Below are 24217 nucleotides of genomic sequence, written 5' to 3' on the forward strand. Positions count from 1 at the left end.
TCTCCTTTTCCAGCAACCCTCTTCGGAAGGCTCACTCACCCATGTCGCGCGACAACGCGCGCCGGGGTCTTCTCGCGCGCGGTCTCATAGCGCTCGGGGTCCTCGTCGCATCCGCTTTTCTCCTGCTCACCACAGATCCCCGCCTCGGCCTCGACCTGCGTGGCGGAACCCAGATCGTTCTCGAGGCCAAGGGCGACTCCGACGCCGCCGACCGTTCCCTGGAGGTGTTGCGCCGTCGAGTCGACGCGTTGGGCGTCGCCGAACCGGTGATCGCCCGTTCCGGCGAGAACCGCATCGTCGTCGAACTGCCCGGCGTGCAGGACCCCGCCGAGGCGGTGAAGGTCCTCGGCCAGACCGCGCAGCTCACCGTGCAGCGCAACGGCCAGACCGTCATGACCGGCGAGGGCATCTCGGACGCGCAGTCCGCGCGCAACCCGCAGGGCGCGGGTTTCGTGGTCAACGTCCAGTTCCAGGGCGAGGGCGCGAAGACCTGGCAGAAGGTCACCGGCGAGGCGGCCTGCGAGCCGTCCGGCACTCCCGGCCGGCAGATCGCGTTCGTGCTCGACGGCAAGCCGATCTCGTCACCGGAGGTCAGCCTCGACACCCCGTGCGGCGCCGGCCAGGCAGGTGGCGCGACCACGGTCACCGGCCGTTTCTCCCAGCCGGAAGCCAAGGAACTGGCCCTGGTCATCCGCTCCGGCGCGTTGCCGGTGCCGGTCGAGGTGATCGAACAGCGCACCGTCGGCGCGACCCTGGGCGCGGAGGCCATCGAGGCCAGCGCCAAGGCCGCGATCATCGGCATCGCGCTGACCTCGTTGTTCCTGATGTTCGCCTATCGCCTGGCCGGTTTCCTGGCCTTGGTCGCCCTGGTCGGCTACGCGGGCGTCGCCTATGCCGGGCTGCTGGCGGTGGGGGCGACGTTGACGTTGCCGGGTCTGGCCGGCTTCGTGCTGGCGATCGGAATGGCGGTCGACGCGAACGTCCTGATCTTCGAACGCGCCCGCGAGGAGTACGCCCGGAAACCCAATCTCCGCCGCGCCTCCGAGAGCGGCTTCCGCGGTGCGTTGAGCGCGATCGCCGACTCGAACGTGACGACGCTGCTGGCCGCCGGTCTGCTGTTCTGGCTGGCCACCGGCCCGGTCCGGGGCTTCGGCGTCACGCTGACCATCGGTGTGCTGGCGTCGATGTTCAGTGCTCTGGTCTTGTCGCGCGTGCTCGTGGTGTGGGCGCTCGGCACCCGTTTCGTCGGTCGGTACCCCCAGCTGAGCGGCCTGCACACGTTGGGCTGGGTCCGTCAGCGCCTGTCCGTCGTGCTGTACCGCCGCCCGTCGTTGTGGCTGATCAGCGCCGGTGCCGTGGTGCTCGTGGCGTTCGCGGGTCTCTTCGCGCGGGGCCTGAACCTGGGCGTCGAGTTCACGGGCGGCCGCATGCTCGACTTCACCGCGGGCGGCACCGTGGACGCGGGCCGCGTGCGCACCGCTTTGGGTGATGCGGGCTTCTCCGACGTGGTCGTCTCGTCGTCGGGCAACGAGGTCTCCTTGCGCACCGGCCCGATCGACGAGGCGCAGTCCGCGCGGATCGGCCAGGTGGTGAGCTCGGCCGTCGACGGCGGCGCCCGCCAGGCGAGCAACGAGCTGATCGGCCCGTCGCTCTCGTCCGAACTGCGCCGCAACGCCGTGATCGGCCTCGCCATCGCCGTAGCCGCCCAACTCGGCTACCTGGCCATCCGGTTCGACTGGCGCCTCGGCGTGGCCACGGTCGCCGCACTGCTCAGCGACGTCCTGGTGCTGGTCGGCATCTTCGCGTGGCTGGGCAAGACCGCGGACGGCGTGTTCCTGGCGGCCCTGCTGACCGTGATCGGCTACTCGGTCAACGACTCGGTAGTCGTCTTCGACCGCCTGCGCGAACTGCGCGGCTCCCGACTGAAGGCCTCGTACCCGGACGTGGTCTCCGACGCGGTGGTCCAAACCGTGCCCCGCACCGTGAACACCGGCATAGGCGTGCTCTTCGTCCTGGCGGCGTTGCTGGTGCTGGGTGACGGCTCGCTGGCCAACTTCGCCACCGCACTCCTGATCGGCCTGGTGGCAGGCACGGTGTCCACAGTGGTCACCGCCGCGCCCGTCGCCATCTGGCTGGAATCGCGCTGGCCACGTCGAGCGGTTTCGAAGAAGCGCCCGGAAGGAGCGCGGGCCTGACGTTCCGCCCATGCCGTGGGGTGATCGGGCCACCTGGTTCGGCGATCCTTTCGGCAACGAGTTCTTCCTAGCGCGGCTCGCTTCGTAGCAAAGTAGGCGGCATGACCTCCTTCGCCGCGTACCAGAACGAGATCTACCTGCAGGGGCTCGGTGGCGCCGTACCGCCGTTCACCACCGATCCGGACGCGCTGGAGCAGTCCGCGCGCGACCGGCTCGGACCGGGCCCGTTCTGGTACGTGGCGGGAGGCGCGGGCTCGAGCGCCACCGTGCGGGCGAACCGCGAGGCGTTCGACCGCGTGCGGATCGTGCCGCGGATGCTGACCAACGCGACCGAACGGCACCTCGGCGTCACCGTGCTGGGCACCGAGTTGCCCGCGCCGGTGATGCTCGCACCCGTTGGCGTGCAGTCGATTCTGCATCCGGACGGCGAGCTGGCGACCGCGCGGGCAGCGGCCGAGCTCGGGGTGCCGATGGTGCTGTCGACGGCGTCCTCGCACACCATCGAGGAGGTCGCCGAAGCGTCCGGCGACGGGCCGCGCTGGTACCAGCTCTACTGGCCGAACGACCCCGACGTGTGCGCGTCGCTGCTGGATCGGGCGCGCAAGGCCGGGTACACGGCGCTGGTCGTCACCTTGGACACGTGGACGTTGGCGTGGCGGCCGCACGACCTGGACCAGGCCTACCTGCCGTTCCTGCGCGGGGTGGGCACGGCGATTCCGTTCAGCGACCCGGTTTTCCGCGCCGGCCTGCAGAAGTCGCCCGAGGAGGACCTGCCGATGGCGATCCTGCGGTGGGTGCAGCTGTTCACCGGCACCGACAAGTCGTGGGACCAGCTGGCGTTCCTGCGTGAGCACTGGGACGGGCCGATCGTCCTGAAAGGAATCCAGCACGCGGACGACGCGCGCAAGGCCGTCGAGTACGGAATGGACGGTGTCGTCGTCTCGAACCACGGCGGGCGCCAGGTCGACGGCGCGGTCGGTTCGCTGGACGCGCTGCCGTCGATCGTCGAGGCGGTGGGGGAGCAGGTCGACGTGCTGTTCGACTCCGGGATCCGCACCGGCGCGGACATCGTGAAGGCGCTGGCGCTGGGCGCCAAGGCCGTGATGGTCGGGCGGCCCTTCGCGTACGGGCTGGCGCACGGCGGTCAGGTCGGCGTGAAGCACGTGCTGCGCAGCCTGCTCGCGGACTTCGACCTGACGCTCGGGCTGTCGGGTCACCGCAGCCCGGCCGACCTGGGGCCGGACGCGCTGCGGTTCTCCTGAACGACGTCGGCCGGGCCGCAGCTGCGACCCGGCCGACGTGGCGGTTCTTCTTCGTCCCTTACGGCATGGTGGCGGTCATCCGCGCCAGCGTGCCGAAGTCGGCTGGCTGCACCCGCAGCCAGCCGTCGCTCTTGGCCGCGAGGTACCGCCCGCTCGGCGTGTCGATGTACGTGAGCGGGTTGGCGCAACGCTGCTTGCGACCGAGATGGTCGCGCTTGGCCGAGAAGAGCTGACCACCACCGGTGCGCGGCTGGCTCATGATCTCGTTGAGCTGCGCGACCAACTGGTCGTTCGGCGTGCTCGTCGGTCTGCTCTGCTGCATGAACGAGCCGGTGTCCTCGTAGGACGGCTGCCGCTTCTGCTGCAGAGCCTCCTCGGGCAGCGTGATCGGGTTGCCCCTGCCCGCCGGCGTGGGCGGCAACGCGCCGACCAACGCCTGCGGCGCCTCGTCCGCGCGCACCGGTTCGAGCACGAACTGCTGGTCCTGCGTGAGCACGATCCGCAGCGCGTCCTGGCCGTTCGACACGACCAGCACGCTCTGCTGAGGGCCGTCCTTCAAACTGAAGAACGCCCAGTACTCCACGCCGGCCTCGACCACGAGCCGCAGCGCGTTCGCCAGATCCGGGTGGACCTGACCGCCGTGCGCGAGCCCGTACTGCTCGAGCTGCGCCCACGCCGACCGCTGCAACCGTTCGAGCTCGCTCACGTCACCCGACTCGAGGAGTCCCTCGTCGAAGTCGACCTGAGCGAGCAGCGCACGGTGCATCGTCGGCAGGCCCGCGGCCTGCCACGCCTGGTAGAGCGCCGTGACAGGGATTGCGACCCTGCTCCGCAGCACGATTCCCCCTTATCCGCCGATGACCGGCGGAGCGACCATCGTTCCGTCGCCGAAGATGTCTTCGGTTTCCTGCAGGTAGGACGCGGACTTGTGCTCCTTGTCCTCCTCGCCCTCACCACGACCGCCACCGGCGCCCATACCTCCGGCACCCATGCCCGCCGCGCCACGGCCACCGGCACCGGCCGCACCAGCACCGGACGGCCCGAAGCCACCGGCGCCACCACGACCGTCACCGGCAACACCGGCAGCACCACCGAAGCCGCTGCCCATGCCACCAGGACCACCCATGCCCTTGGCCGCCGCGGCGCCGCCGAGGCCGCCACCACCGGGTCCACCGAGGCCACCGCCACCGCGACCGCCGCCGGCACCACCACCGCCAGGTCCGCCGATGCCACGGCCAGCGCCGGGACCGCCAGGGCCGTTGGGTCCGCCAGGACGGTTGCGCGGGTTGTTGGGGTCGAGCGGCCCGCCAGGACGACGCGGGTCGTTCGGGTTGAACACGCCGTCCGGCGGAACGGTCGGGACGCCGATGTTGGGCGGAGGGCGGCCGCTGTCGGTGGGCGGAGGAGTGAACTTGGGGTCGTTCACGCCGGCCGTGCCGGTGTCGTCGCCGCCGGTGCCCGGCGGCTTCCAGCCGGACAGGTCCGTGCCGTCCTGGCCACCGCCGTTGCGGTCGCCGCCACCACCAGGCGGAGTGCCGATGTTGGGCGGCGGCTGGCTCTGCATCCCGACCCTGTCGACGTTCTTGTCGCCGCCCGGCTCTTCTTGGACGCTGCCGTCGGTGGCGGTCGGCGCGATGAACGTCGGCTGGTTGCTCATGCTCGCGTTGACGGCGCCGGCGTACTGGTTGAACGCCCGGACGTTCTGCTCGCTGACCTGCTGGTTCTTCTCGAGCGCCTTGTCGTAGTCGGTGTCCCACGGGCGCCAGTCGTTCAGGAACGGCTTGTCCGGAACGGCCGGTGGCTTGGACATCGCGTTCTTGGCGTCGGCGTACGCACTTCCGACGGTGTCAGCGGTCGTGCCGGCCTGGGTCGCCGAATCGCCGGTGACGGTCGCCCAGGTCGCGAGGGGCGATGTTCCGCCGCGCGCCGCGTCACCCGCGGAACCTTCCCAGGACGCGCCGGAGTCGCGCACGGCCTTCTCGATCAGTTGGGCCACGTCCACGTGTCCGGCGGAGAGGTTGTGCCACGACTGCGCCGTGGGCGTGGTGCTCTGGGCTGGTCCCTTGCCATTCTCGAACCACTTGTAGATAGTTTCGCCGCCCGCGAAGGGAAGCAAAGCGAAACCGCCGATGTTCGGCTCATCCCCAGCCATCTCGCTACCCCTTCAGGTTGCTGATGATCAACTGGGCCACCCGCTCGCCCTCTGGACATGCTTTCTTCGTCGCTTGCTCATCCGATGCGACGTTGACCTGAATCGTGACCGAGTCGGTCTTGGAGATTTGAAGGGAAACCAGGCAGGTGACCAGCCCGTCAAGGCGATCGGTGGAGATCACCCGCACACCGTCGATCTTCTTGTCGGTGAAGACCGCGTTGTTCTTGACCTCGTTGACCTGGTTCTCGTAGTTCTGACCTTCGGTCACATGCACGGTGTACCGCGAGTTCTTGATGACGTCCTGACCCGACCACACGCAGTTGGGTCCGAGCGTCCCCGTGCCGGGAGCCGGTGCGCGCACAGAACCGAGCGTCGTCAACTGGCTGGCAGTGAGGATGTTGCAGGGAGCGCTCACGTACTTGGTGATGCTGAGGCCTGAGTCAGACCCGTCGCTGGTGGGCTGGCTGCTCGTTTGCTCACTGCCCGTCGCAGAAGCCGTCGTGGGGCTTCCGCCGGTCTGGGAGCTCGTGCAGCCGGCCAGCGCGCCGAAGGCGAGCACGGCGGTCAGCAGGGCGGTCATGCGCTTCAAGATCGTGTCAGCCCTTCATCGCGGACGTCGCCGCTTCGTCGGTCTTCTGGTACTCGGCCAGAGCCTTCTCGATGTTCTTGATGGTCTGCTCGAGCGCTTTCCGCGCTTCCCGGTTCGCCCAGATGTAGCCGCCTGGCTCACCGCCGGCCGTCTTGCGCTGGGCAAGCGTCGCGAAGCCGCTGTAAGGGTCAGGGCCTGGAGCGCCGTGGTACTGAATCTCGGCGCCCTTGTCCTCCAACACCAGCAGTTGCTCGAGGGCCAGCTTCAGGCCGTCGATCATCTTCTGCGCCTGGTCAGGATCGACGCTGAACTTCGCCACTCCGCCACCGCCGGCCCCAGCGGCTGCTCCAGCCGCGGCGCCCACGGCCGCGCCGACACCCTTGCCGACGGCCCCGGCGGTCTTCACGGGTACGAGTGCGTCGAACATCAGCATCCTGGCCAGCTCCCCTCAGAACTCCACACCCCTGTTGGAGGATTTTCGCATAGGACCGGTTCCCGATGGAGGCGATCGGATCAGCTGATCAGGTCACATGGCCGATTCGTTCAAGACCGCGCACCGTGACCGGCATAGGTTCGAGGCATGATCGAACAGGCGAGGAACTTCCTCTGGCTCAACGCCCGCACGCTGGAACAGCGCTGGTTCGAACACGCTTTCGGCGGCGGTAAGGCCGAGCACGTCGTCCAGGCCGTGCTGGCCTACCGCAACGACGACGGCGGTTACGGGTACGGGCTCGAACCCGACCACCGCGGTCCCACCAGCCAGCCGCTGCACGCCTTGCGTGCCCTTCAGCTGTTCGTCGAGGTCAACGCTCCGGAGCAGGCCGAATCGATCCTGAACTGGCTCACCGAGACCTGCCCTGACGGTTCAGTCCCGTTCGGCATGTCCACCTCGAAGGACCACCCCAAGGCACCCTGGGTCGCCGCCGACGACCAGGGCGGACTCCTCCTGACCGCCCAGATCGCCGCCGCCCTGCACGCACTCCACACGTCCCACCCCTGGCTCGACAAGGCCACCGACTACTGCTGGCAGGAGATCGAGAAGCTCGAGAACACCCACCCGTACGAGCTGCGAGCAGCGGCGATGTTCCTGGACGAGGTGCCGGACAGGTCTCGTGCCGAGCTCGCTGCGGAGAAGCTCAAGCACCTCAAGCCGAGCACCGAGGGGTACGCGGACGGCGAAGCGCTCGAGCCCCACACGTACGCGCAGAAACCCACCAGCCTCGCCTGCGGCTGGTTCACCGAGAAGGAACTCACCGAAGACCTCGACGAACTCCAGCGAGGCCAGCAGGAGGACGGCGGCTGGAACTTCGGATTCCCCGCCTTCACTCCGATCGTCGACTTCGAATGGCGTTCCATCGCCACGGTCGACGCGTTGCTGACCCTGCGCCGCTACGGCCGGATCAGCTGACCCAAAGGCACTCCAGCCAACGCACGCACTTCGCGGGCCAGGTGAGCCTGGTCCGCGTAGCCGGCTTCGAAGGCGACGGCGGAGAACGGCAAGCCGCCCCACGCCAGCCGCAGTGCCGTGTCGAACCGCAGCACCCGCTGCAACACCTTGGGCGGATACCCGAACGCGTCCAGGCACCGCCGTCGCAGCTGACGTGAGCTCAGCCCGATCTCCCACGCCGCCGAAGCCACGTCCACAGAACGCAGCAGCGAAGCCGTGGCGGCCACCGCCGGATCCACGACCACCCGAGCAGCGCAGAACTCCACCATCTCGGAGAACGAACCAAGCCGCGCGGACGGCACCAGGTCGGACAACGGCACCCGCAGATCCCGGACGGCATGCGCGGGCACGCCGAACACCGACGGAAACGCCCCCGGCGGCAACCGCACCCCGTACAACGTTCCCGGAGCGACCACGGCGAGCTGAGCCGAAGTGTCCGGACCGGCCACGAACAACGCACCCGAGGCAGGGGTCCACATCAGGTCGGTGCAGCCGTCCGGCACCACCCGCTGCACGGTCGGTGACGACACCGTGCGCGTCCAGAGGCAGGCCAGACCCGCGGGAGCAGGACGTTCGGCGTACACAGGCCCATTGTCCCAGCTCCGCAAGAGGACCGGACCTGTTTCCGACAGCCACGGCGCTGCTCGTGCCGGCCGCGTCAACGCCGGCATTCAACCGCCCGCTCGGCACCGACAACCTGGGCCAGAACAAGAAGAAGGGCCCGTCAGCAGACGGGCCCTTCTCTCAGATGGACGATACTGGGATTGAACCAGTGACCCCTACCGTGTCAAGGTAGTGCTCTCCCGCTGAGCTAATCATCCGTGTCTTGCGGATGACATTCTAGCGGACGAACTCACCCCGATGCCAAAGCAGGGGTCAGAGGCCGAACTTCACCCAGTTCACGCTCACGTAAGCCGCCGGCTGGCCGCTCGTGAACGTCACGTACACGTCGTGAGTGCCGGAGATGTTCGAGATGTTCGCGGGGATCGTTCTCCACGCGTCCCACCCACCGGTGTTGCCGACCGCGAACGAACCCGCCGGAGTCGCCGTGCGCGATCCGAGCCGCACCTCGACCAGGCCGCTCACCCCGCCCCCGGCGCCGGAGGCGACGCGAGCGAGGAACTGGCGGGCAGGTCCGGTACCGAAGTTCACGCCGGAGAACTTCAGGTAGCCGCCGTTCGCGATCTGGTGCACGCCGGAACCACCATCCCCTGGCGCCACCGAGCCACCGGAGCGTTCCGAGGCGTTCTCCGCCTGCAGTTCGCTGTACGCGGAACCCCCACCGCCGGGGTTCGACGTGGTGGTCGTTGTCGTCGGGGGAGTGGTGGTCCCGCCACCAGCCGAGTAGACGGCCACGTAGTCCACGACCATCGAGTGCCCGGATTGCGTGGCCGCGACAGGGGTCGGCTGGTTGTTGTTCAGCGCGTTCGGGAACGCGCCGCCCATGGCCAGGTTGAGCAGGATGAAGTGCCCCGCGTGCGACGTCATCGCGTTCCACACGTTGACACCGACACGCGCCTGCGTCACCTGGTGGAACGACTGGCCGTCGACGAACCACGTGAACGTCTTCGCGGCGTCGTCCCACTCGAAGCGGTAGGTGTGGAAGGCGGACTGGCAGGACGAACCGGGGCACGCCCGCGAGTTGCCGATGCCGGTGAACTCGCCGCAGGCACCGCCGGGAGCGACGTCGCAGTGCAGCACGCCCCACACGGAGTTGATGCCGTTGACGTTCTCCATGATGTCGAACTCGCCGATGCCCGGCCAGTTCCAGTAGTTGCCGCGGTACGGCGCGCCCAGGGTCCAGAACGCGGGCCAGTAGCCCAGAGCGGCCTCGCCGCTCACGTTCGGCATCTGGATGCGGCCCTCGATGGCGAGCTTGCCACCGGGTGCGGGCTTGAAGTTGGAGCGCTGGGTCTCGATGCGCGACGACGTCCAGTTGCCCGCGCCGTCCTTCAAGGCGGTGATGCGCAGGTTGCCGGCGCCGTCGAGCTTGAGGTTGTTCGTGCTGTTCGTGTAGTTCTGGATCTCGCCAGTGCCCCAGTTGGCAGGTCCGCCGGGGTAGCCGTGGCCGGTGTCGATGATCCAGTTGGAGCTCGACGGCAGCGATCCGTTGGAACCGTTGAAGTCGTCACCCCACACCTGCGTCCATCCCGCTGCAGGGGGTGGGATCGAGGCGTTGGCGGACATGGCGGCGATCGCCAGGGGTACCGCGGCAATAAGAGCTGTCGTGGCCGCGAGGATGCGGCGGCGTTGCCTCATGCGCGAGTGACCTCCTTGTCACGGGTGCAGTCCACTTATGAGAGCGCTCTCACGGTGTAAGAACAAGCGCCCGTTCGGACTAACACCCCCGATCGCACCAGGTGGCGCGGCGTCTCGTTTGGACTTACTTCGCGTCGGCGTAGCAGGTCACGGGTATCGCGTTCATCGGAAACCGCACCGCCGTCCCGCCGAACAGAAGCCGCGTCGCCTCGCGTCCGGCCTCGGCGATCGCCTCGATCACGGCGTCGGCGTCGGCGAGCGGGCAGTGCACGAGCACCTCGTCGTGCTGGAAGAACACCAGGTGCGCGTCGGCGGGTAGCCGGCTGCGCAGCACGCCCAGCAACGCCGCCGTCCAGTCCGCCGCACTGCCCTGGACCACGAAGTTGCGGGTGAACCGACCCCAGTTGCGCGCCGCCTGCCGCGACGAGCTCGACGACTCCCCTGAGTCGTCGGCGCCGCCGGTCAGCTCCTGCCACGCCGCCGAGGGCGTCGGCGACGTGCGGCCCAGCCGCGTGCGCACCATCCTGCCCTGCTCGCCGACCCGAGCGGCGTCTTCCACGTAACCGACGGCGATCGGGAACCGCTTGCGCAGCACGGCGAGCAGCGGACCGGCCTCACCGGAGGTGCCGCCGTACATCGCCGATAGCATCGCGATCTTCGCGCGTGGCCGCTCGCCCTTGAACGAGTCCTCCGCCAGCGCCGCGTAGAGGTCGTCGTCCCCGCAGACCTCGATCAACCGCGAATCCCCTGACAGGGCAGCGAGAATCCGCGGTTCGAGCTGCGACGCGTCCGCCGCGACGAGGCACCACCCGTCGTCGGCGATCACCGCCTGCCGCATCAGCCGCGGAATCTGCAACGCGGCTCCGCCTCGCGACGCCCAGCGTCCGGTGACGACGCCACCCACGACGTAGTCCGGCCGGAACCGCCCGTCCTCGACCCACGTGTCGAGCCACGACCAGCCGTGCGCCACCCACAGTCGTGCGCGCTCTTTGTAGTCCAGCAACGGTTTCACCGCGGGGTGGTCGACCTTCTTCAACACCCACCGCCGTGCGGACGGCACCTCGATGCCCGCCCGCGCGAACGCCCGCACGATGCTGGCCGGCGCGTCCGGGTTCATCTCCCGGCCGCCGAACGCCTCCTGGATCTGATCCGCCAGGTCCTGCAACAACTTCGGCCGTTGGCCGTGTGCCGGCCGCGGCCCGAGCACCTCCTCCAGCAACCGGTTGTGCACGTCCTCCCGCCACGGCAACCCGTGGTGCGTCATCTCCGCCGCCACCAGCGCCGACGCCGACTCGGCCGCGATCAGCAGGCCCAGCGCCGGATTTCGTTGCTGCGAACGGAAGACCAGCGACAACGCGGCAAGTTCGTCCGTGTCACCCGGCAGCGTCACCGGCTCGGGACCGAACAACGTCAGCGCGTCGTCCTTCTTGGGCGGCCCGACGTCGGCTGGAGCGGGCAGCCCGAGCACCCGCGCCAACGCGCCGGGCAGTTCCTTCGGCTCGCGATGCCGGCCCTCCACGCCGAGCAGCAACGCCTCGGTCAGGTGCAGGTCCCAGCACCGGTCGACCCGCACGCCGGCGTCGAGCAGCACCGGGTAGATCTCGGACGTGTCCGCCCACACCCAGCGCGGCTTGTGGGCGCGCTCCAGCGACGCGACGGCGGCGGCCGGCGACGAAGCCGTCATAGCGGGACCGGCCGGGGTCCCGTCGTCGTGCAGCTTCTGCCACCGCCCCGCACCGTCCGCGTCCAGAACCAGGGCGACCAGCACACCTCAGATTGTGCAGCGAGGGTCTGACAATTTCAGTCCAGGCTGAAGCACAAGCGCTGGAAACGTTTGCGGCACCTGTCAAGAGCCCACATTTCTACGAATCCCCCCGAAATTCCGGTACGAGCGGGGAATCCCCTAGTGGAAGCGCTGCCACAGTGCCAAACCAAGGAACGCTCACCTTGGGAGAGCTCTCATGACCAACGGCAACGCGGCCACCGGCCTGCGCGACCTCAACGCCGGCATCCCCGACGCGGCCCAGCTCAAAGGCGCTGTCTCGGCGGTCTACGACGACGTGGCGTCGTGGTCGCGGACAGGCGACTTCTGGAACTGGGGCATGCACTGCCCCGAACTGCTGAACGAGCTCAACAGTCTGCGCCCGAACTTCAACGCGGGCGTGAGCGACGGGTTCTCGGAGCAGCTCTACTTCCAGACGCTGCGCGGGCTGCCGTACACGAAGGACGACTTCAGGACCCTCAAGGTCCTCGAGGTCGGCTGCGGCATGGGCGAGGGCCTCAACTTCCTCACCCGCCTGATCGACCCGGCCAAGGCGATCGGCCTGGACATCTCCGGCGCGGCCATCCGCAGGGCCAACGCGATCCTCGCCCGCGGCGACCGGCTCACCTACGTCGAGGGCGACGCGGAGAGCCTGCCGTTCGAGGACGGCGAGTTCGACCTCGTCATCAACGTCGAGAGCTCGCACAACTACCCCGACGTCGAGAAGTTCTTCCGCGAGGTGGCCAGGGTCCTCAGGCCCGGCGGCCACTTCTCGATCATCGACGTCTTCGACCCCCGCTCCAACCAGCGGTTCAGGGGCAGCCTCCAGCAGAACGTCACCGAGTTCGACTGGATCGCCGAGCGCGACGTCACGGAGAACGTGAAGAGCGCGATCCGCCAGCGCATGGCTCCCGGCAGCTTCTTCCGCAAGGAGTACGCCCGCAAGCAGATGCCGTTGCGCGCCCGGATCATCGGTGGCCTCGGCGGCGCGCACTACGCCGGCGCCGACTTCATCGGTCACAAGGACACGCTGTCGAAGGTCCTGGAGCTCGCCCGCATCCGGACCAAGTTCGTCGGCGAGTACGAGAGCTACCGTCACCACCTGGCCCGTCGCGGGTAGCTGTTGGAGCTTCTCCAAGCCAGTAGGCAATGGAGTGAAGGAAAAACGGGAAAAGACCACGATGGTGTGGTCTTGCTATCCCTCGCCTGGTCACCGGCCGACTATGAAGCCGTGGACCGAGCACTCAGCGTCGCCGCATTGCTGGATCCCACCCACCAGGTGGTCCCCTTTCACGGCAGAGAATCCGAACTGCGCACACTCACGCTGTGGCGCGACAGCCCCGCGCCGCAAGCGTCTCTGCTGCTGCACGCCCCGGCGGGCGCGGGCAAGACCAGGCTGCTCCAGCACTTCCGGGAGGAGCTCTGGGACGACGACGCGCACGGCAGGCTGCTGGTGATCGACGACGCCGATCGCCTCCGGTGGCAGGACGTCTTCCTGCGACTGCAGGACACGCTCCGGCACGGGCCGGAGCGCACGCGGGTGCTGCTGGCGGCGAGGACCACGGGCTGGTGGTGGTCCTCCACCCGCCAGCGCATCGCGGACTTCGACCACGAGGTCACCACGCTCGACCTGGCCCCGACGCTGGACGACCGCGCGGAGTCGTTCACGCTGGCCTGCCAGCACTTCGCCAAGCACCTCACCGTCACCGCACCCGACGAGCCGCCACCGAACATCGCCGGGGAGACGGTCCTCGACCTGCACATGGCCGCGCTGACCGTCGTGCACGGCGACCCGTGCGACGTGAACCGCACCCAGCTCGTGCGGCAACTCCTCAAGCGCGACGACGGCCGCAAGACCGGCCGCATCGCCGAGGACTACCTCGCCGTCGCCACCCCCGGCACCCCGGATCCGGACCTGCTGGCCCGCGCCGCCCAGCGGTGGCCGAACCTCAGGCCCGCACTCGACGAGCTCGTCACCGGCAACCCGGAGATCGTGCGCGACATGGCCCGCGACAGCCTCCGCATCGCCGCGGAGATCGGGTCGTTCGCCACCCTCGAGACCATCGCGCGCCAGGTGTTCCGCGACGAGCGCTTCGCCACCGACGCGATCCCGTCGATCCTCACCCACCGGCTGATCGACCGCGCCGACGACGTCCTCGAGCGCGCCGAGATGTACGGGATGCTCAGCGCCCGCACGATGCTGTGCGGCCTGCGCCAGGAGTCCGTCGAGGCCTCCCAGGCCGAGGTCGAGTGCTACCGCGAGCTGGCGGCGCAGGACCGGGAGAACCGGCCGTTGCTCGCGGACGCGTTGGGAGACCTGGGACTCCGGCTCATCAACGCCCAGCGCAATGACGAGGTGCTCGCCGTCTCCGAGGAGGCGATCGACCTCTGGCGCGAGATCGCGGAGGACGACCCGGAGACCATCCCGCAGCTCGCGTCCGCCCTGGAGCAGATCAGCTACCGCTACCAGACGCTCGGCCGCGACGAGGACGCGATGACCGCCATCAGCCGCGCCACCCTGCTCTTCCAGGAACTCGCGAAGAACCACCCGGCGCTGTTCCGCGCGGACTTCGCCAGGGTCGCCGCCGTGATGGCCCGCCGCTTCCACGTCGAGGGCAACAAGCAGCACGCGGCCGACTCGATGCAGCTCTCCATCGCGAACTGGCGGGTGCTCGCCCAGGAGGACCCGCGCTTCGAACCGGAGCTCGCCCGCAACCTCGTCGCGGCGGGCACCATGCTCGTCGACCTGGGCAGGGCCGAGGCCGCCAGCGAGACGTTGAAGGAGGCCATCGAGCTCTTCCGCCGGCTCGCCGTCGCGAACCCCGAGACGTTCGGCACCGACCTCGCCGACGCGTTGACTCGCCGCAGTCAGGCGTTGAGCGAGCTGGCCGACGACATCGACGCCGCGCTCACCGCCCGCGAGGCAGTGATGCTCTGGCGCGAGACAGGTGACCGCAAGGGCCTGGGCGCCGCGCTGCTCAACGTCGCCAAGGTCGTGGGCGACGTCGGCGCGGCCGAGGAAGCCGTTGAGGTGTACCGGGAACTGGCCGCCGAGGACCTCGTCTGGAACCAGGCGGGCCTCGTGATCGCCCTGGCGACCCTGGTCGAGCAGCAGCTCCTGCACGGCCAGGACGGTCAGGCGCTGCACACCGCCGACGAGTGCCTCGACCTCTGCCACCGCCTGCCGTCGCAGCTCGTCGAGTTCTTCGGCGCGAAACTGGCGCCACCGTTGCAGAACACGGCTCGCGCACTGTCCGAAGCGGACCATCACGTCCGCGCGTTGCAGATGTCCGAGTTCGCGGTCGGCGTCTGCCAGGCCCTGAAGGCGAGGACGGCGCCCACCGTCTACCTCTCGGCCCTCCAGCAGCACGTGTGCAGACTCCGTGGCGCGGAACGGAAGGAAGAGGCGCGCAACACTGCGCACACGGCCGTTGTGCTGTGGCACATGGCGGGGCTCGACCTCGACGGCCACGCCGGTTACGGCGACGCGCTGACGATCTACGGTCGGCTGTGCGCGGAGACGAAATACGAGGTGGAGAAAGCACTTCGGCTCACCCACCGCGCGGCAGAGATCTTCCGCGAGGCAGGTGAGCCGGTGAAGTTGCGGTTCGCCCTCGAAACGGCCGCGGAGCTCAGCTCTTCGTGAGCAGCGAGCGCACGAAGAACGCCACGTTGGCCGGACGCTCCGCGAGGCGGCGCATGAAGTAGCCGTACCACTCGTCGCCGTACGGGACGTAGACGCGCATGCGGTTGCCCTCGGCGGCGATGCGGCGCTGCTCCTCGGGCCGGATGCCGTACAGCATCTGGAACTCGTAGGTGTCCTTCGAGCGCGCGGACGCCAGGTCGGCGGCGATCGCGATCAGGCGCGGGTCGTGCGAGGCCACCATCGGGTAGCCCTGCCCCTCCATCAGCACCTTCAGGCACCGCACGTACGACAGGTCGACGTCGTGCTTGTCCTGGTACGCAACGGAAGCAGGCTCCTGGTAGGCGCCCTTGCACAGCCGCACGCGCGAACCGGAGTACGCGAGGTCGCGGCAGTCCTGCTCGGTGCGCTTCAGGTAGGCCTGCAACACCGCGCCGACCCACGGGAAGTCCACCCGCAGCTCGCGCAGGATGCCCAGCGTGGAGTCCGTGGTGGTGTGGTCCTCCATGTCCAGCGTCACGGTCGTGCCGACGACAGCGGCGGCGGCACAGATGCGACGGGCGTTCTCCAGCGCGATCTTCTCGCCGTCGATCGCCAGCGACTGACCGACGGCGGACAGCTTGACCGACACCTCGGCGCCCTCGGTGAGCCCGAAGGCCTCCAACCGGGACAGCAGCGTCAGGTACGCCTCGACGGTGGCGTTGGCCTGCGACTCCTCGAAGGTGTCCTCGCCCAGGTGGTCGAGGGTCACCAGACGCCCGTCACCGAGCACCTCGGCGGTCGCACGGATCGCGGAGGAGACGTCGGCACCGGCGACGAACCGCTCGACGACGGGCCGGGTCAGCGGCGTCGACTCGACGAGCTTGCGGGCGCTCGCGTTGCGGGCCGCGAAGAGAAGGCTGGAGCGCAACATGGTTCACGTCCTCAGGGTGTGAAAGGTGAGGGGAACGTCCAAACACTTGTGGCGCATGGACGTTCCCCTCACTCAGAAGGGCCGGATCTAGCCCTGGTGCGGGTGGAGGTGGGAGGTGGGCGCCGCGAAGGTCTCCTTGATGGAGCGCGGGCTGACCCAGCGGAGCAGGTTGTGGACCGACCCCGCCTTGTCGTTCGTGCCGGACGCGCGGCCGCCGCCGAACGGCTGCTGGCCCACGACGGCACCGGTGGGCTTGTCGTTGACGTAGAAGTTGCCGGCGGCGAACCGCAGCTCCTCCTGCGCGTGCGCCACGGCGGCACGGTCACGCGAGATGATCGAGCCGGTCAGACCGTAGGGCGCCGCGCTCTCCATCTGCTTGAGCACGGTCAGGTAGTCCGCGTCCTCGAACACGTGGATCGCGAGCACCGGGCCGAAGAACTCGGTGGTGAACACGGAGTTCGTGGGGTCCGAACCGACGAGAACGGTCGGTCGGACGAAGAAGCCGTCGCTGTCGTCCGCGGTGCCACCGGCAGCGATCTCCAGCGAGGAGTCCGCGCGAGCGGCCTGAAGCACGCCCGACAGCTTGTCGAACGAGCGGCGGTCGATCACCGCGCCACCGAAGTTCGAGAAGTCGGTGACGTCGCCGTAGGTCAGGGCGTCGACCTCGGACAGGAACTGGTCCTTGATCTTGTTCCACACCGAGCGCGGCACGTAGGCGCGCGACGCGGCGGAGCACTTCTGGCCCTGGTACTCGAAAGCACCGCGGATCAGGGCGACGCGCAGCACGTCCGGGTCGGCCGACGGGTGCGCGAGGATGAAGTCCTTGCCGCCGGTCTCGCCGACGATGCGCGGGTACGAGCGGTAGTTCGCGATGTTCGAACCGACCTGCGCCCACAGCTTCTGGAACGTCGCGGTGGAGCCGGTGAAGTGGATGCCCGCGAGGTCCGGGGACGAGAGAGCCACCTCGGACACCGCGAGGCCGTCACCGGGCAGCAGGTTGATGACGCCGGGCGGCATGCCCGCCTCTTCCAGCAGCCGCATGGTGAGGTGCGCGGCGAACGACTGGGTCGGCGACGGCTTCCACAGCACCACGTTGCCCATCAGCGCGGGCGCGGTCGGCAGGTTGCCGGCGATGGCGGTGAAGTTGAACGGCGTGATCGCGTAGACGAAGCCCTCGAGCGGACGGTGGTCCGTGCGGTTCCACACACCGGGGGAGGAGATCGGCTGCTCGGCCAGCAGGTTGCGGGCGAACTGCACGTTGAAGCGCCAGAAGTCGATCAGCTCGCAGGCCGAGTCGATCTCCGCCTGGATCGCGGTCTTCGACTGGCCGAGCATCGTGGCGGCGTTCAGCGTCTGCCGCCACGGGCCGGCGAGCAGGTCGGCGGCGCGCAGGATGATCGCCGCGCGGTCGTCGAACGACATCGCGCGCCACGCCGGAGCAGCCTCACGGGCGGCCCGCAGCGCGTCGGTCGTGTCCTGCTGCGTCGCGCCGGCGAGCGTGCCGAGGACAGAGCGGTGGTTGTGCGGCTGGACGACGTCGAAACGCTCACCGCCACCCATGCGCTGCTCGCCACCGATGGTCAGCGTCAGATCGAGCGGCTCCTTCTGCAGCTCGACCAGCTTGGCCTGCAGCTCAGCGCGCTCCGGGGTACCGGGGGCGTACTGCAGGACCGGCTCGTTGACCGGGGCGGGAACCTGGGTGACCGCGTCCACTCGCAACTCCTTATGGGCTTGTTCGGTACGCAAACCGTAAGTCCGCGCGACCTGGCCTCAGTTGTGCGAAACGCCAATATTCACCAGGTCAGATGTACGATCGAACAGTGTCGAGCCTCCGCCACGTCCTCATCGCGCTCGGCGATCCGCTCGTCGAACTTCAGGTTGCCCCGGGCGGCCTGGAGGTAGACGTGCGGGATGTGGTGATCATGGATCCGGACGATCCGCCGGACGTCGCGGCCGGGGACATCGCTCTGCTCATCGGGGCACGAGGCAGGGCCGCATTGCCGCTGATCAGGGCCGCCGGACGGGCGAAGGCCGCGGCCGTCGCGGTGAAGGAGTCGTCCCAAGCCCTCGTGCAGGCCGCCACCGACGCAGGCGTGGCGTTGCTCGAGGTCCGTCCCGAGGTGCGCTGGGGTCACCTGGAGTCGCTCGCCAAGGGCGTCCTCACGACCACGACCGACGACGGCGAGGTCCTCGGCGACCTGTTCGCGCTCGCGCAAACGATTGCCACCCTGACCGGCGGCATCGTCAGCATCGAGGACACCGCCAGCCGCGTGCTCGCCTACTCCCGTTCGTCCGACGAGGTCGACGAGCTGCGCAGGCTCTCGATCCTCGGCCGCCAGGGCCCGGAGCCGTACCTGAAGATGCTGCGCGAGTGGGGCGTCTACAACCTGCTCAGGTCATCCGAAGAGGTCGTCCGCATCGACGAACGCCCTGAGCTCGGCATCCGGAGACGCATCGCCGTCGGCATCCACGCCGGCCGTCAGCCGCTCGGCACGATCTGGGTGCAGGAGGGCGACCAGCCGCTGACCGACCAGGCCGAGCGAGCCCTGCTCGGCGCCGCCCGCGTCACCGCCCCGCACCTGATCCAGCAGCGCAACCAGCCCACGTCGAGGTTCCGCGAGAACCTCCTCGCCGCTCTGCTCACCGGCCGGATGGACGCCGCCACCGTCGCCGGTCAGATCGGCGCCGACCCGAAGAAACCGGCCGCCGTCGTGGTCTTCGCGGTGCGCAGCGCCGAAGGCGACCGCAGCGAACACGAGCTGCGCCGCGCCGAGATGACCGGCCTGATCTCCGTGCACGCGGCGGCGTACCGGCGCAGCGCGCTGGTCAGCGAGTCCGGCGGCCGCACCTACGTCCTGCTGCCGGACCTCGCCCCGAACGCCCAACTCCTGAGCCTGACCAAGGAGATCGTCACCACCGCACGCCGGCACCTGCACACGGCCGTCCAAGCCGCGGTCGGCTCGACGGTGTCCACACTGGACGATGCGCAGATTTCCCGCCAGGAGGCCGAACGAGTGCTGGACGCGATGGCCCGCGACCTCGACGCCGAGGTGGCGACGCTCGCCGACGTCCGCTCCCAGGTCCTGGTGAGCGAGATCCTGGCGTTGCTCCAGGACAATCCGCGGATCCGCGATCCGCGGATCGACGCGCTCGACCCGGAGCTCGCGAAGTCGTTGCTGACCTACCTCGACGCGCTGGGTGACGTGCGCGCCGCGGCGGACCGGCTGCACGTCCACCCCAACACGCTCAGGTACCGGCTCAAGCGGATCGACCTGGACCTGGACGACCCGCTCGTCCGGCTCGTCGCCCAGCTTCAGCTGAGGATGCGGTAGAGCAACGCCCGTTCCGCGATCGTCCACGTCGTCGTGGTGAGCAGGTACAGCCCGGCGGCCAGCGGCAGGTACGCGGCCACCAGGATCGTCCCGAACGGCAGCACCTTGAGCAGCCCGGTCATGAACCCCGGCGTGGGCGTGGTGGTCATCCGCGACTGCTGCCACTTCACGGTCACGTAGGCGACCACGGCGAGCAGCCCGAACAGCACGAAGAACACCCACGTGAAGCCGGTCGTGAAGTGCGAGCCGAGTGAAATGCCGAACAACGTGCCTTCCAGCAACGGGTTCGGCGTCGTGACGATCTGGTACATCACCATGAAGAACGGCGCGGTCGCGAGCATCGGCAGCATGCCCGCGAACATCGACACTCCGTTGCGCTTGTAGACCTTCTGCGACTCCTCCGAGAACCGCACGAGGTCCTTGCCGTACTTCTTCTGCAGCTTCTGGATCTCCGGCGCGAGCTTGGCCTTGGACTTCTCGCCGCGCACGGCGGCACGGGCCAGCGGGTGCAGCGCGAGCCGCACGAGAATCGTGAATCCGACGATGGCGAGCGCGGGCATGCCGAAGCTCGCCAGGGCAGCGCCCAGGTCAGCGAACAAGGGTTGTTTCTCCGTATCGAGTTAGGGGCCAGGACGTGTCAGAACGTCCGGCATCCCGGTGCTCGAGGACGGGACTTGCCTGCGGCATCAGGGTTTCGCAGCCGCAGTTGTGCTGAGCGTTGTGCTCGTTCGCGGATCGAGAGCGACCGCGCCGGTGCCACGGACAGCGGCACCAGCGCGACGACCACGATCAACGCGAGGGCGAGCGCGGTCACGGCCGCGACGACCTCGGTCGGAGACGAGAACAACGTGAAGGCGTAGAGGGCAGGCAGGAAGACCGCGAGCATCAGCATCGCTCGCTGCCTTGTCTCCGGCCGCCACATGCCTTGCAGACTACCTGTCCTTGACGGGAATCGGGGCGGTCTCCAGCAGGCTGCCCGCTTCGTCGTAGAGCCGGACCTGCTTCGGCTTGCCCAGGCTCGGCCACCACGTCACGATCCAGCCGTCGCCGAGACTCGCGGTCACCTCCAGCGCGTCCTCGGTGACGATGACCGCCTTGCCGACCTTCGGGCTCACCCGGCCGATCAGAACGGTCGTGCTGGTGCCGCTGCTCACGTCCGTCATGCCGATCTGCGGGGCGAAGTCGGCGAACAGGCGGTCGCCGAGCGGCTCGCGTTCCTCGATGCCGCCGTGGGCGCTCATGCCGACGGCCTTCGGTGTTCCCCAGCACAGCGCCTCGGACTGCGGACTGGTGAACAGCACCATCGTCATGTTGCCGCGGTGGTCGGTGACCGACACCTCACGCGGGGCCGGCCAGACCGGCTGGCCCTCGACCCCGCGCTCCGCGTCGTGCCGGTCGAGCGTCTTCCCGCACTCCGTGATCATGGGTGACGTGTCACCGGGCGCCCTCGGCTCGGCGGTCCACGACGCGGAGGCGTCCTGGTTCGTCGGGGTCCACAGCACGAGCGTCACGGCGACGGCGGCCACGAGAGCCGTCGCGGGCACCGTGAAACGCCACCACCGCCGGGACGGCTTCGAGCTGATCTCGTTGAGCAGCGCGTGCTTGCGGACCTGGAGCCGCATCGGGTCCAGCTGCGGGATGTCGGGCTTGATCACAGTGCCTCCTCAACCAGGGCGCCACGCACGGTGCGTTGCGCGCGAGCGAGTCGGGACTTCACCGTGCCGACCGGGATGCCGAGCACCCTGGCGATCTGCGCCTGACTCAGGTCCGACCACGCGGACATCTCCAGCACCTCCCGTTCCCCGGCGGGCAGCTTCTCCAGTTCCGCGATCACCGTCCTGGTCCGGGCCTCCGCGTCCACGCGCCGTGCCACGTCATCGGCGTGGTCGTCGTCGGCGGGCTGCGGCGCAACCTTGTCCAGCGCGGTCTTGTACCGCTTGCGGGCACGTTGGTGGTTGCGGGTGACTCCCAAAGCGACGGTGTACAGCCACGGCAGGAGCGACTCCTCGACGGTCACGGACGTACGTTTGCGCCAGGTCTCCATGAACACCACGGACACCAGGTCCTCGGCCACCGCCCACGTACCGGTGCGGCGCAGGCAGTAGGCGAACACGGCTTGGGCGTGGCGTTCGAACAGCAGCCCGAACGCCTCGCTCACACCGGCCCGGACCTGCCCCCAGAGTTCTTCGTCGGTCACGGACCCTCCTCTCTGCCCCGCCTATGTCCGCGGCGGGCAGAGCGGTTCACGACTCGACCAGGCCCGGCCGTTCGGGGTGGTCGTAGCGGACGAAGAGGTCGGCCGTCGGCTCGTAGTCGTCGAACGCGGGCAGCGTCCACTCCTCGGCCGTCTTGCGTTTCAAGGCACCGGGGGAGAGCCACAGGTGGACCGTGAGCTCGGCCGGCAGCCACCGGTCGAGCATCAGGGTTCCGTCCACGAGCACGACCCCGTTCTCCGGCACGTCCACGTACTCGGCGCGGCTGGCCCGGTCGGTGGCCGCGTTCCACAACGACGGCAGCACCTTGCCGTCCATCGCCGGATCGAGGACCTCGCGTTGCAGGCCGCCGAAGTCGAACCAGTCGTGCCGGTAGGAGTACGAGTCGGTGCGGCCGTGTTCGAGCCGCACCGAGGCCGGGCGCAGAAAGTCCTCAAGGGACACTCGCTGCACCGCGCGGCCCAAGGCGCGCAACGGTTCCACGGCGGCGTCCGCGAGCCTGCCAGGTTCGGCGGCGGGTGCGCCGTCGATCAGCACGCGCACCCGTCCGTCGATCTCCGACACCTGGCCGACGATCTCGGCGACGAGCGTGTCGAACGTGAGCGGCCGGACCTTCACTGCCAATCCAATGACGGTCGCCAGTCCGCCCAGGCCGTGTCCCACCAGATCTCGCCGGACGCCAGCATCTTCTCGATCTTGAGCCCCTCGGCCCTGATCTCCTCGGCCTCCCGCGCGGAGTACTTGCCGGAGGCGACCTGCTCCTCGAACTCGTCGAGGTCGCGCTGTGCCCAGGTGCCGTCCGGGGCCAGGGTGTAGTCCAGCGCGTGGTCGAGGGTCTCGAACCCGTCCTCGACGCGGCGGTACGGCGCCTGGAGGTTCAGGTAGTAGTTGCCGAACGTCCGGTCGTCGCCCTTCCAGAACAGGTCGACGGAGTAGGCGTCCTGCGGGCGGTGCAGCATGAGCTTGCCGTGACCGCGCCAGAAGCCGCGTTCCGGCTTGTCCCACGGGTGCGGGTGGTGGTGGTCGGGGTAGGTGAGCCGGGTGCCCGGCTCCACGAACACCGCGAGCAGTCCCGGCTCGTCGACGATCACCCTGGTGGGCATCTCCGACCAGACCTTGCCGTGCAGCACCTCACGCCGCACCACGACGTCACCCGGCGTGAACAACCTCATGGTCAGAACTTACGTGATCACGCTCCGCCGCGTCCTCGGCCAGCATCTTCCGCTTGAGCACGGGTACGGCGTTGGTCACGCGCAGGAACGTCCGCTGGAACGCCGCCGCGACCCGTCCGATCACGGGCTTGTGGACCAGGCTGTTGCCGTCCATCATCTCGCGCGACGCCTCCACGGCCTCGAACCCGTACTCGATCATCTCCTGCTCGTACTCGCCGATCACCTGCACGACGTTCTTGCCGTGGTGCGCCTCGACGAGCTTGCGGCACAACAACTCCGCGTCCCGCAGCGCGGTGTTCGCGCCGATGCCGCGCCCAGGGGTCATGAGATGCACCGAGTCGCCGATCATCGTGACGTTGCTCGGCTTCCACGGCCGCAGCCGTTCGGACGTGCGGACCCTGACCTGGAACACGGTCTCCGGTGTGGCCAGCGCGAAGAGCTTGCGCAGGTTCGGGTGGAACTTCGGGGTCATGGTCAGAACGGCCTGCTTGAGCTCGGCCTGGCTCATGTCCTTCAGGTCCGGGAACTTGTGGTGCGAGGCCGCGTAGCCCCACATGATGTAGTCGTCCTCGACGCCGGTGCCGTCGAAGCGCATCACGTGGATGATCACGAACTCGCCGTTGGGCCCGAACAGCAACGTGATGCCGCCGTCGGCCAGCGGGGGCAGCAGCTTCGCGTTCTCCTCGGTCAGCGGCAGCTTGCCCGCGATCGACGTGATTCCGGTGTCGACCACCTTGGCGTCCGGCAGGTGCTGCCTGCGCACCCTGGACTGCGCGCCGTCCGCGCCCACCAATACGTCACCGGTCTCGGACGTGCCGTCGTCGAAGAACGCGGTGACGGTGCCGTCGTCGTTGCGGGTGAAGCGCGTGAACGTCTTGTCGAACCGGACGACGTCGTCCAGGCCGCCGAGCAACGCCGTGCGCATCGCGATCCGGCTGACCGACTTCTCGCTGCGGCTGTCGTCGCGGTCCGTCGCGATGTCACCGACCAGCAGTTCCTTGTACTTCTCGGTCCGCATGACGATGTGCTTCGGCGGCCGGGCGGTGGTGCGGACGAACTCGGCGAACACGTCCGGAGGTAAGCAACTGTGCAGCGCTTTGCTTCCGTCCGGACTGATCCCCACCCGGTAGCCGATCAACATGCTGCGCGGCGTGCGGTCGCGTTCGAACAGCGCCACGTCCACGCCGGCCTTCTTCAGCCCGTGCGCCAGGCACAGGCCACCGGTCCCCGCTCCGATGATGAGTACGCGCATGACAACCCCCTCGCTAAGTCTCTTAG

At 68.9% G+C, this 24217-nt stretch carries 22 protein-coding genes and 1 tRNA gene; 6 read left to right on the forward strand and 17 right to left on the reverse strand.

Going from position 1 to position 24217, the window contains the following annotated elements; genetic code table 11:
* The first annotated feature begins 41 nt into the window (after positions 1–41).
* Both secD and BM417_RS25250 read left to right on the forward strand, forming a co-directional pair.
* Complete coding sequence (secD, locus tag BM417_RS25240) at positions 42–2195, forward strand: protein translocase subunit SecD (RefSeq protein WP_093599089.1); 2154 nt, start codon at positions 42–44, stop codon at positions 2193–2195.
* A gap of 101 nt (positions 2196–2296) precedes the next feature.
* Positions 2297–3457: a lactate 2-monooxygenase gene (locus BM417_RS25250; RefSeq protein ID WP_093599092.1), complete on the forward strand. Its 1161-nt coding sequence runs from the start codon at positions 2297–2299 to the stop codon at positions 3455–3457.
* A 58-nt stretch (positions 3458–3515) separates the two neighbouring features.
* On the opposite strand, the gene BM417_RS25255 is transcribed toward BM417_RS25250, so the two are convergent.
* The 4 genes from BM417_RS25255 to BM417_RS25270 are packed head-to-tail and all read right to left on the reverse strand — an operon-like array spanning position 3516 to position 6631.
* Positions 3516–4295, reverse strand: coding sequence for an ESX secretion-associated protein EspG (locus BM417_RS25255; RefSeq protein ID WP_093599095.1), 780 nt, complete (start codon positions 4293–4295; stop codon positions 3516–3518).
* 9 nt (positions 4296–4304) lie between these two features.
* Positions 4305–5609 carry a PPE domain-containing protein gene (locus BM417_RS25260; protein WP_093599098.1) on the reverse strand — a complete coding sequence of 435 codons (1305 nt, stop codon included), beginning with the start codon at positions 5607–5609 and terminating at the stop codon, positions 4305–4307.
* A 4-nt stretch (positions 5610–5613) separates the two neighbouring features.
* Positions 5614–6189, reverse strand: a complete 576-nt coding sequence (locus tag BM417_RS25265; RefSeq protein WP_093599101.1) for a DUF3558 domain-containing protein — start codon at positions 6187–6189, stop codon at positions 5614–5616.
* A 16-nt stretch (positions 6190–6205) separates the two neighbouring features.
* Entirely contained in the window at positions 6206–6631 is a 426-nt protein-coding gene (locus tag BM417_RS25270; protein ID WP_093599104.1) for a hypothetical protein, read from the reverse strand.
* Between the two features lie 147 nt (positions 6632–6778).
* On the opposite strand from BM417_RS25270, the gene BM417_RS25275 reads away from it, so the two are divergent.
* Positions 6779–7606: a prenyltransferase/squalene oxidase repeat-containing protein gene (locus tag BM417_RS25275; protein ID WP_093599107.1), complete on the forward strand. Its 828-nt coding sequence runs from the start codon at positions 6779–6781 to the stop codon at positions 7604–7606.
* Here BM417_RS25275 and BM417_RS25280 read toward each other — a convergent pair.
* From BM417_RS25280 to BM417_RS25295, 4 genes are all read right to left on the reverse strand, one after another.
* Complete coding sequence (locus BM417_RS25280; RefSeq protein WP_245822149.1) at positions 7588–8229, reverse strand: helix-turn-helix domain-containing protein; 642 nt, start codon at positions 8227–8229, stop codon at positions 7588–7590. The two genes, BM417_RS25275 and BM417_RS25280, sit on opposite strands and share 19 nt — an antisense overlap.
* Before the next feature lie 165 nt (positions 8230–8394).
* Positions 8395–8466, reverse strand: a tRNA-Val gene (locus BM417_RS25285).
* Between the two features lie 55 nt (positions 8467–8521).
* Positions 8522–9904 (reverse strand): carbohydrate-binding protein, encoded by a 1383-nt coding sequence (locus BM417_RS25290; protein WP_093599113.1) that lies wholly within the window; start codon positions 9902–9904, stop codon positions 8522–8524.
* 124 nt (positions 9905–10028) lie between these two features.
* Positions 10029–11672 carry a bifunctional 3'-5' exonuclease/DNA polymerase gene (locus tag BM417_RS25295; RefSeq protein WP_093599115.1) on the reverse strand — a complete coding sequence of 548 codons (1644 nt, stop codon included), beginning with the start codon at positions 11670–11672 and terminating at the stop codon, positions 10029–10031.
* A 193-nt stretch (positions 11673–11865) separates the two neighbouring features.
* Here BM417_RS25295 and BM417_RS25300 point away from each other — a divergent pair, with 193 nt between their 5' ends.
* Together BM417_RS25300 and BM417_RS25305 are read left to right on the forward strand one after the other, a co-directional pair.
* Entirely contained in the window at positions 11866–12786 is a 921-nt protein-coding gene (locus BM417_RS25300; protein ID WP_093599118.1) for a class I SAM-dependent methyltransferase, read from the forward strand.
* 111 nt (positions 12787–12897) lie between these two features.
* Positions 12898–15312, forward strand: a complete 2415-nt coding sequence (locus BM417_RS25305) for a tetratricopeptide repeat protein (RefSeq protein ID WP_093599121.1) — start codon at positions 12898–12900, stop codon at positions 15310–15312.
* On the opposite strand, the gene BM417_RS25310 is transcribed toward BM417_RS25305, so the two are convergent.
* On the reverse strand, positions 15299–16222 hold the full coding sequence (locus BM417_RS25310; RefSeq protein ID WP_093599124.1) for a proline dehydrogenase family protein: 924 nt from the start codon (positions 16220–16222) through the stop codon (positions 15299–15301). The genes BM417_RS25305 and BM417_RS25310 overlap by 14 nt on opposite strands.
* Before the next feature lie 87 nt (positions 16223–16309).
* On the reverse strand, positions 16310–17935 hold the full coding sequence (pruA, locus tag BM417_RS25315; protein WP_093599127.1) for an L-glutamate gamma-semialdehyde dehydrogenase: 1626 nt from the start codon (positions 17933–17935) through the stop codon (positions 16310–16312).
* 92 nt (positions 17936–18027) lie between these two features.
* Here pruA and BM417_RS25320 point away from each other — a divergent pair, with 92 nt between their 5' ends.
* Positions 18028–19554, forward strand: coding sequence for a PucR family transcriptional regulator (locus BM417_RS25320; protein WP_093599130.1), 1527 nt, complete (start codon positions 18028–18030; stop codon positions 19552–19554).
* Here BM417_RS25320 and BM417_RS25325 read toward each other — a convergent pair.
* The 7 genes from BM417_RS25325 to BM417_RS25355 are packed head-to-tail and all read right to left on the reverse strand — an operon-like array spanning position 19536 to position 24191.
* Entirely contained in the window at positions 19536–20153 is a 618-nt protein-coding gene (locus BM417_RS25325) for a YidC/Oxa1 family membrane protein insertase (RefSeq protein ID WP_093599133.1), read from the reverse strand. The genes BM417_RS25320 and BM417_RS25325 overlap by 19 nt on opposite strands.
* Positions 20154–20191: 38 nt before the next feature.
* On the reverse strand, positions 20192–20476 hold the full coding sequence (locus BM417_RS25330) for a DUF6412 domain-containing protein (RefSeq protein WP_245822151.1): 285 nt from the start codon (positions 20474–20476) through the stop codon (positions 20192–20194).
* 10 nt (positions 20477–20486) lie between these two features.
* Positions 20487–21209, reverse strand: coding sequence for a hypothetical protein (locus BM417_RS25335; RefSeq protein ID WP_093599139.1), 723 nt, complete (start codon positions 21207–21209; stop codon positions 20487–20489).
* Entirely contained in the window at positions 21206–21751 is a 546-nt protein-coding gene (locus BM417_RS25340) for an RNA polymerase sigma factor (protein ID WP_093599142.1), read from the reverse strand. The genes BM417_RS25335 and BM417_RS25340 overlap by 4 nt, the downstream gene beginning before the upstream one ends.
* 46 nt (positions 21752–21797) lie before the next feature.
* Positions 21798–22385, reverse strand: a complete 588-nt coding sequence (locus tag BM417_RS25345) for a nucleoside/nucleotide kinase family protein (protein ID WP_093599145.1) — start codon at positions 22383–22385, stop codon at positions 21798–21800.
* Complete coding sequence (locus BM417_RS25350) at positions 22382–22939, reverse strand: DUF402 domain-containing protein (RefSeq protein ID WP_093599147.1); 558 nt, start codon at positions 22937–22939, stop codon at positions 22382–22384. Before BM417_RS25350 ends, BM417_RS25345 begins: the two co-directional genes overlap by 4 nt.
* Entirely contained in the window at positions 22917–24191 is a 1275-nt protein-coding gene (locus tag BM417_RS25355) for an FAD-dependent oxidoreductase (RefSeq protein WP_093599150.1), read from the reverse strand. The genes BM417_RS25350 and BM417_RS25355 overlap by 23 nt, the downstream gene beginning before the upstream one ends.
* Between the last annotated feature and the right edge of the window lie 26 nt (positions 24192–24217).

Origin of the sequence: Lentzea waywayandensis, assembly GCF_900115955.1 — a bacterium.
GTDB classification, from domain to species: Bacteria; Actinomycetota; Actinomycetes; order Mycobacteriales; family Pseudonocardiaceae; genus Lentzea; species Lentzea waywayandensis.

Coding starts and splice junctions, on each gene's coding strand:
- secD (WP_093599089.1), top strand. CDS start 42: ATGTCGCGCGACAACGCGCGCCGGGGTCTTCTCGCGCGCGGTCTCATA.
- BM417_RS25250 (WP_093599092.1), top strand. CDS start 2,297: ATGACCTCCTTCGCCGCGTACCAGAACGAGATCTACCTGCAGGGGCTC.
- BM417_RS25260 (WP_093599098.1), bottom strand. CDS start 5,609: ATGGCTGGGGATGAGCCGAACATCGGCGGTTTCGCTTTGCTTCCCTTC.
- BM417_RS25265 (WP_093599101.1), bottom strand. CDS start 6,189: ATGACCGCCCTGCTGACCGCCGTGCTCGCCTTCGGCGCGCTGGCCGGC.
- BM417_RS25270 (WP_093599104.1), bottom strand. CDS start 6,631: ATGCTGATGTTCGACGCACTCGTACCCGTGAAGACCGCCGGGGCCGTC.
- BM417_RS25275 (WP_093599107.1), top strand. CDS start 6,779: ATGATCGAACAGGCGAGGAACTTCCTCTGGCTCAACGCCCGCACGCTG.
- BM417_RS25290 (WP_093599113.1), bottom strand. CDS start 9,904: ATGAGGCAACGCCGCCGCATCCTCGCGGCCACGACAGCTCTTATTGCC.
- BM417_RS25300 (WP_093599118.1), top strand. CDS start 11,866: ATGACCAACGGCAACGCGGCCACCGGCCTGCGCGACCTCAACGCCGGC.
- BM417_RS25310 (WP_093599124.1), bottom strand. CDS start 16,222: ATGTTGCGCTCCAGCCTTCTCTTCGCGGCCCGCAACGCGAGCGCCCGC.
- BM417_RS25320 (WP_093599130.1), top strand. CDS start 18,028: ATGTACGATCGAACAGTGTCGAGCCTCCGCCACGTCCTCATCGCGCTC.
- BM417_RS25330 (WP_245822151.1), bottom strand. CDS start 20,476: ATGTGGCGGCCGGAGACAAGGCAGCGAGCGATGCTGATGCTCGCGGTC.
- BM417_RS25350 (WP_093599147.1), bottom strand. CDS start 22,939: ATGAGGTTGTTCACGCCGGGTGACGTCGTGGTGCGGCGTGAGGTGCTG.
- BM417_RS25355 (WP_093599150.1), bottom strand. CDS start 24,191: ATGCGCGTACTCATCATCGGAGCGGGGACCGGTGGCCTGTGCCTGGCG.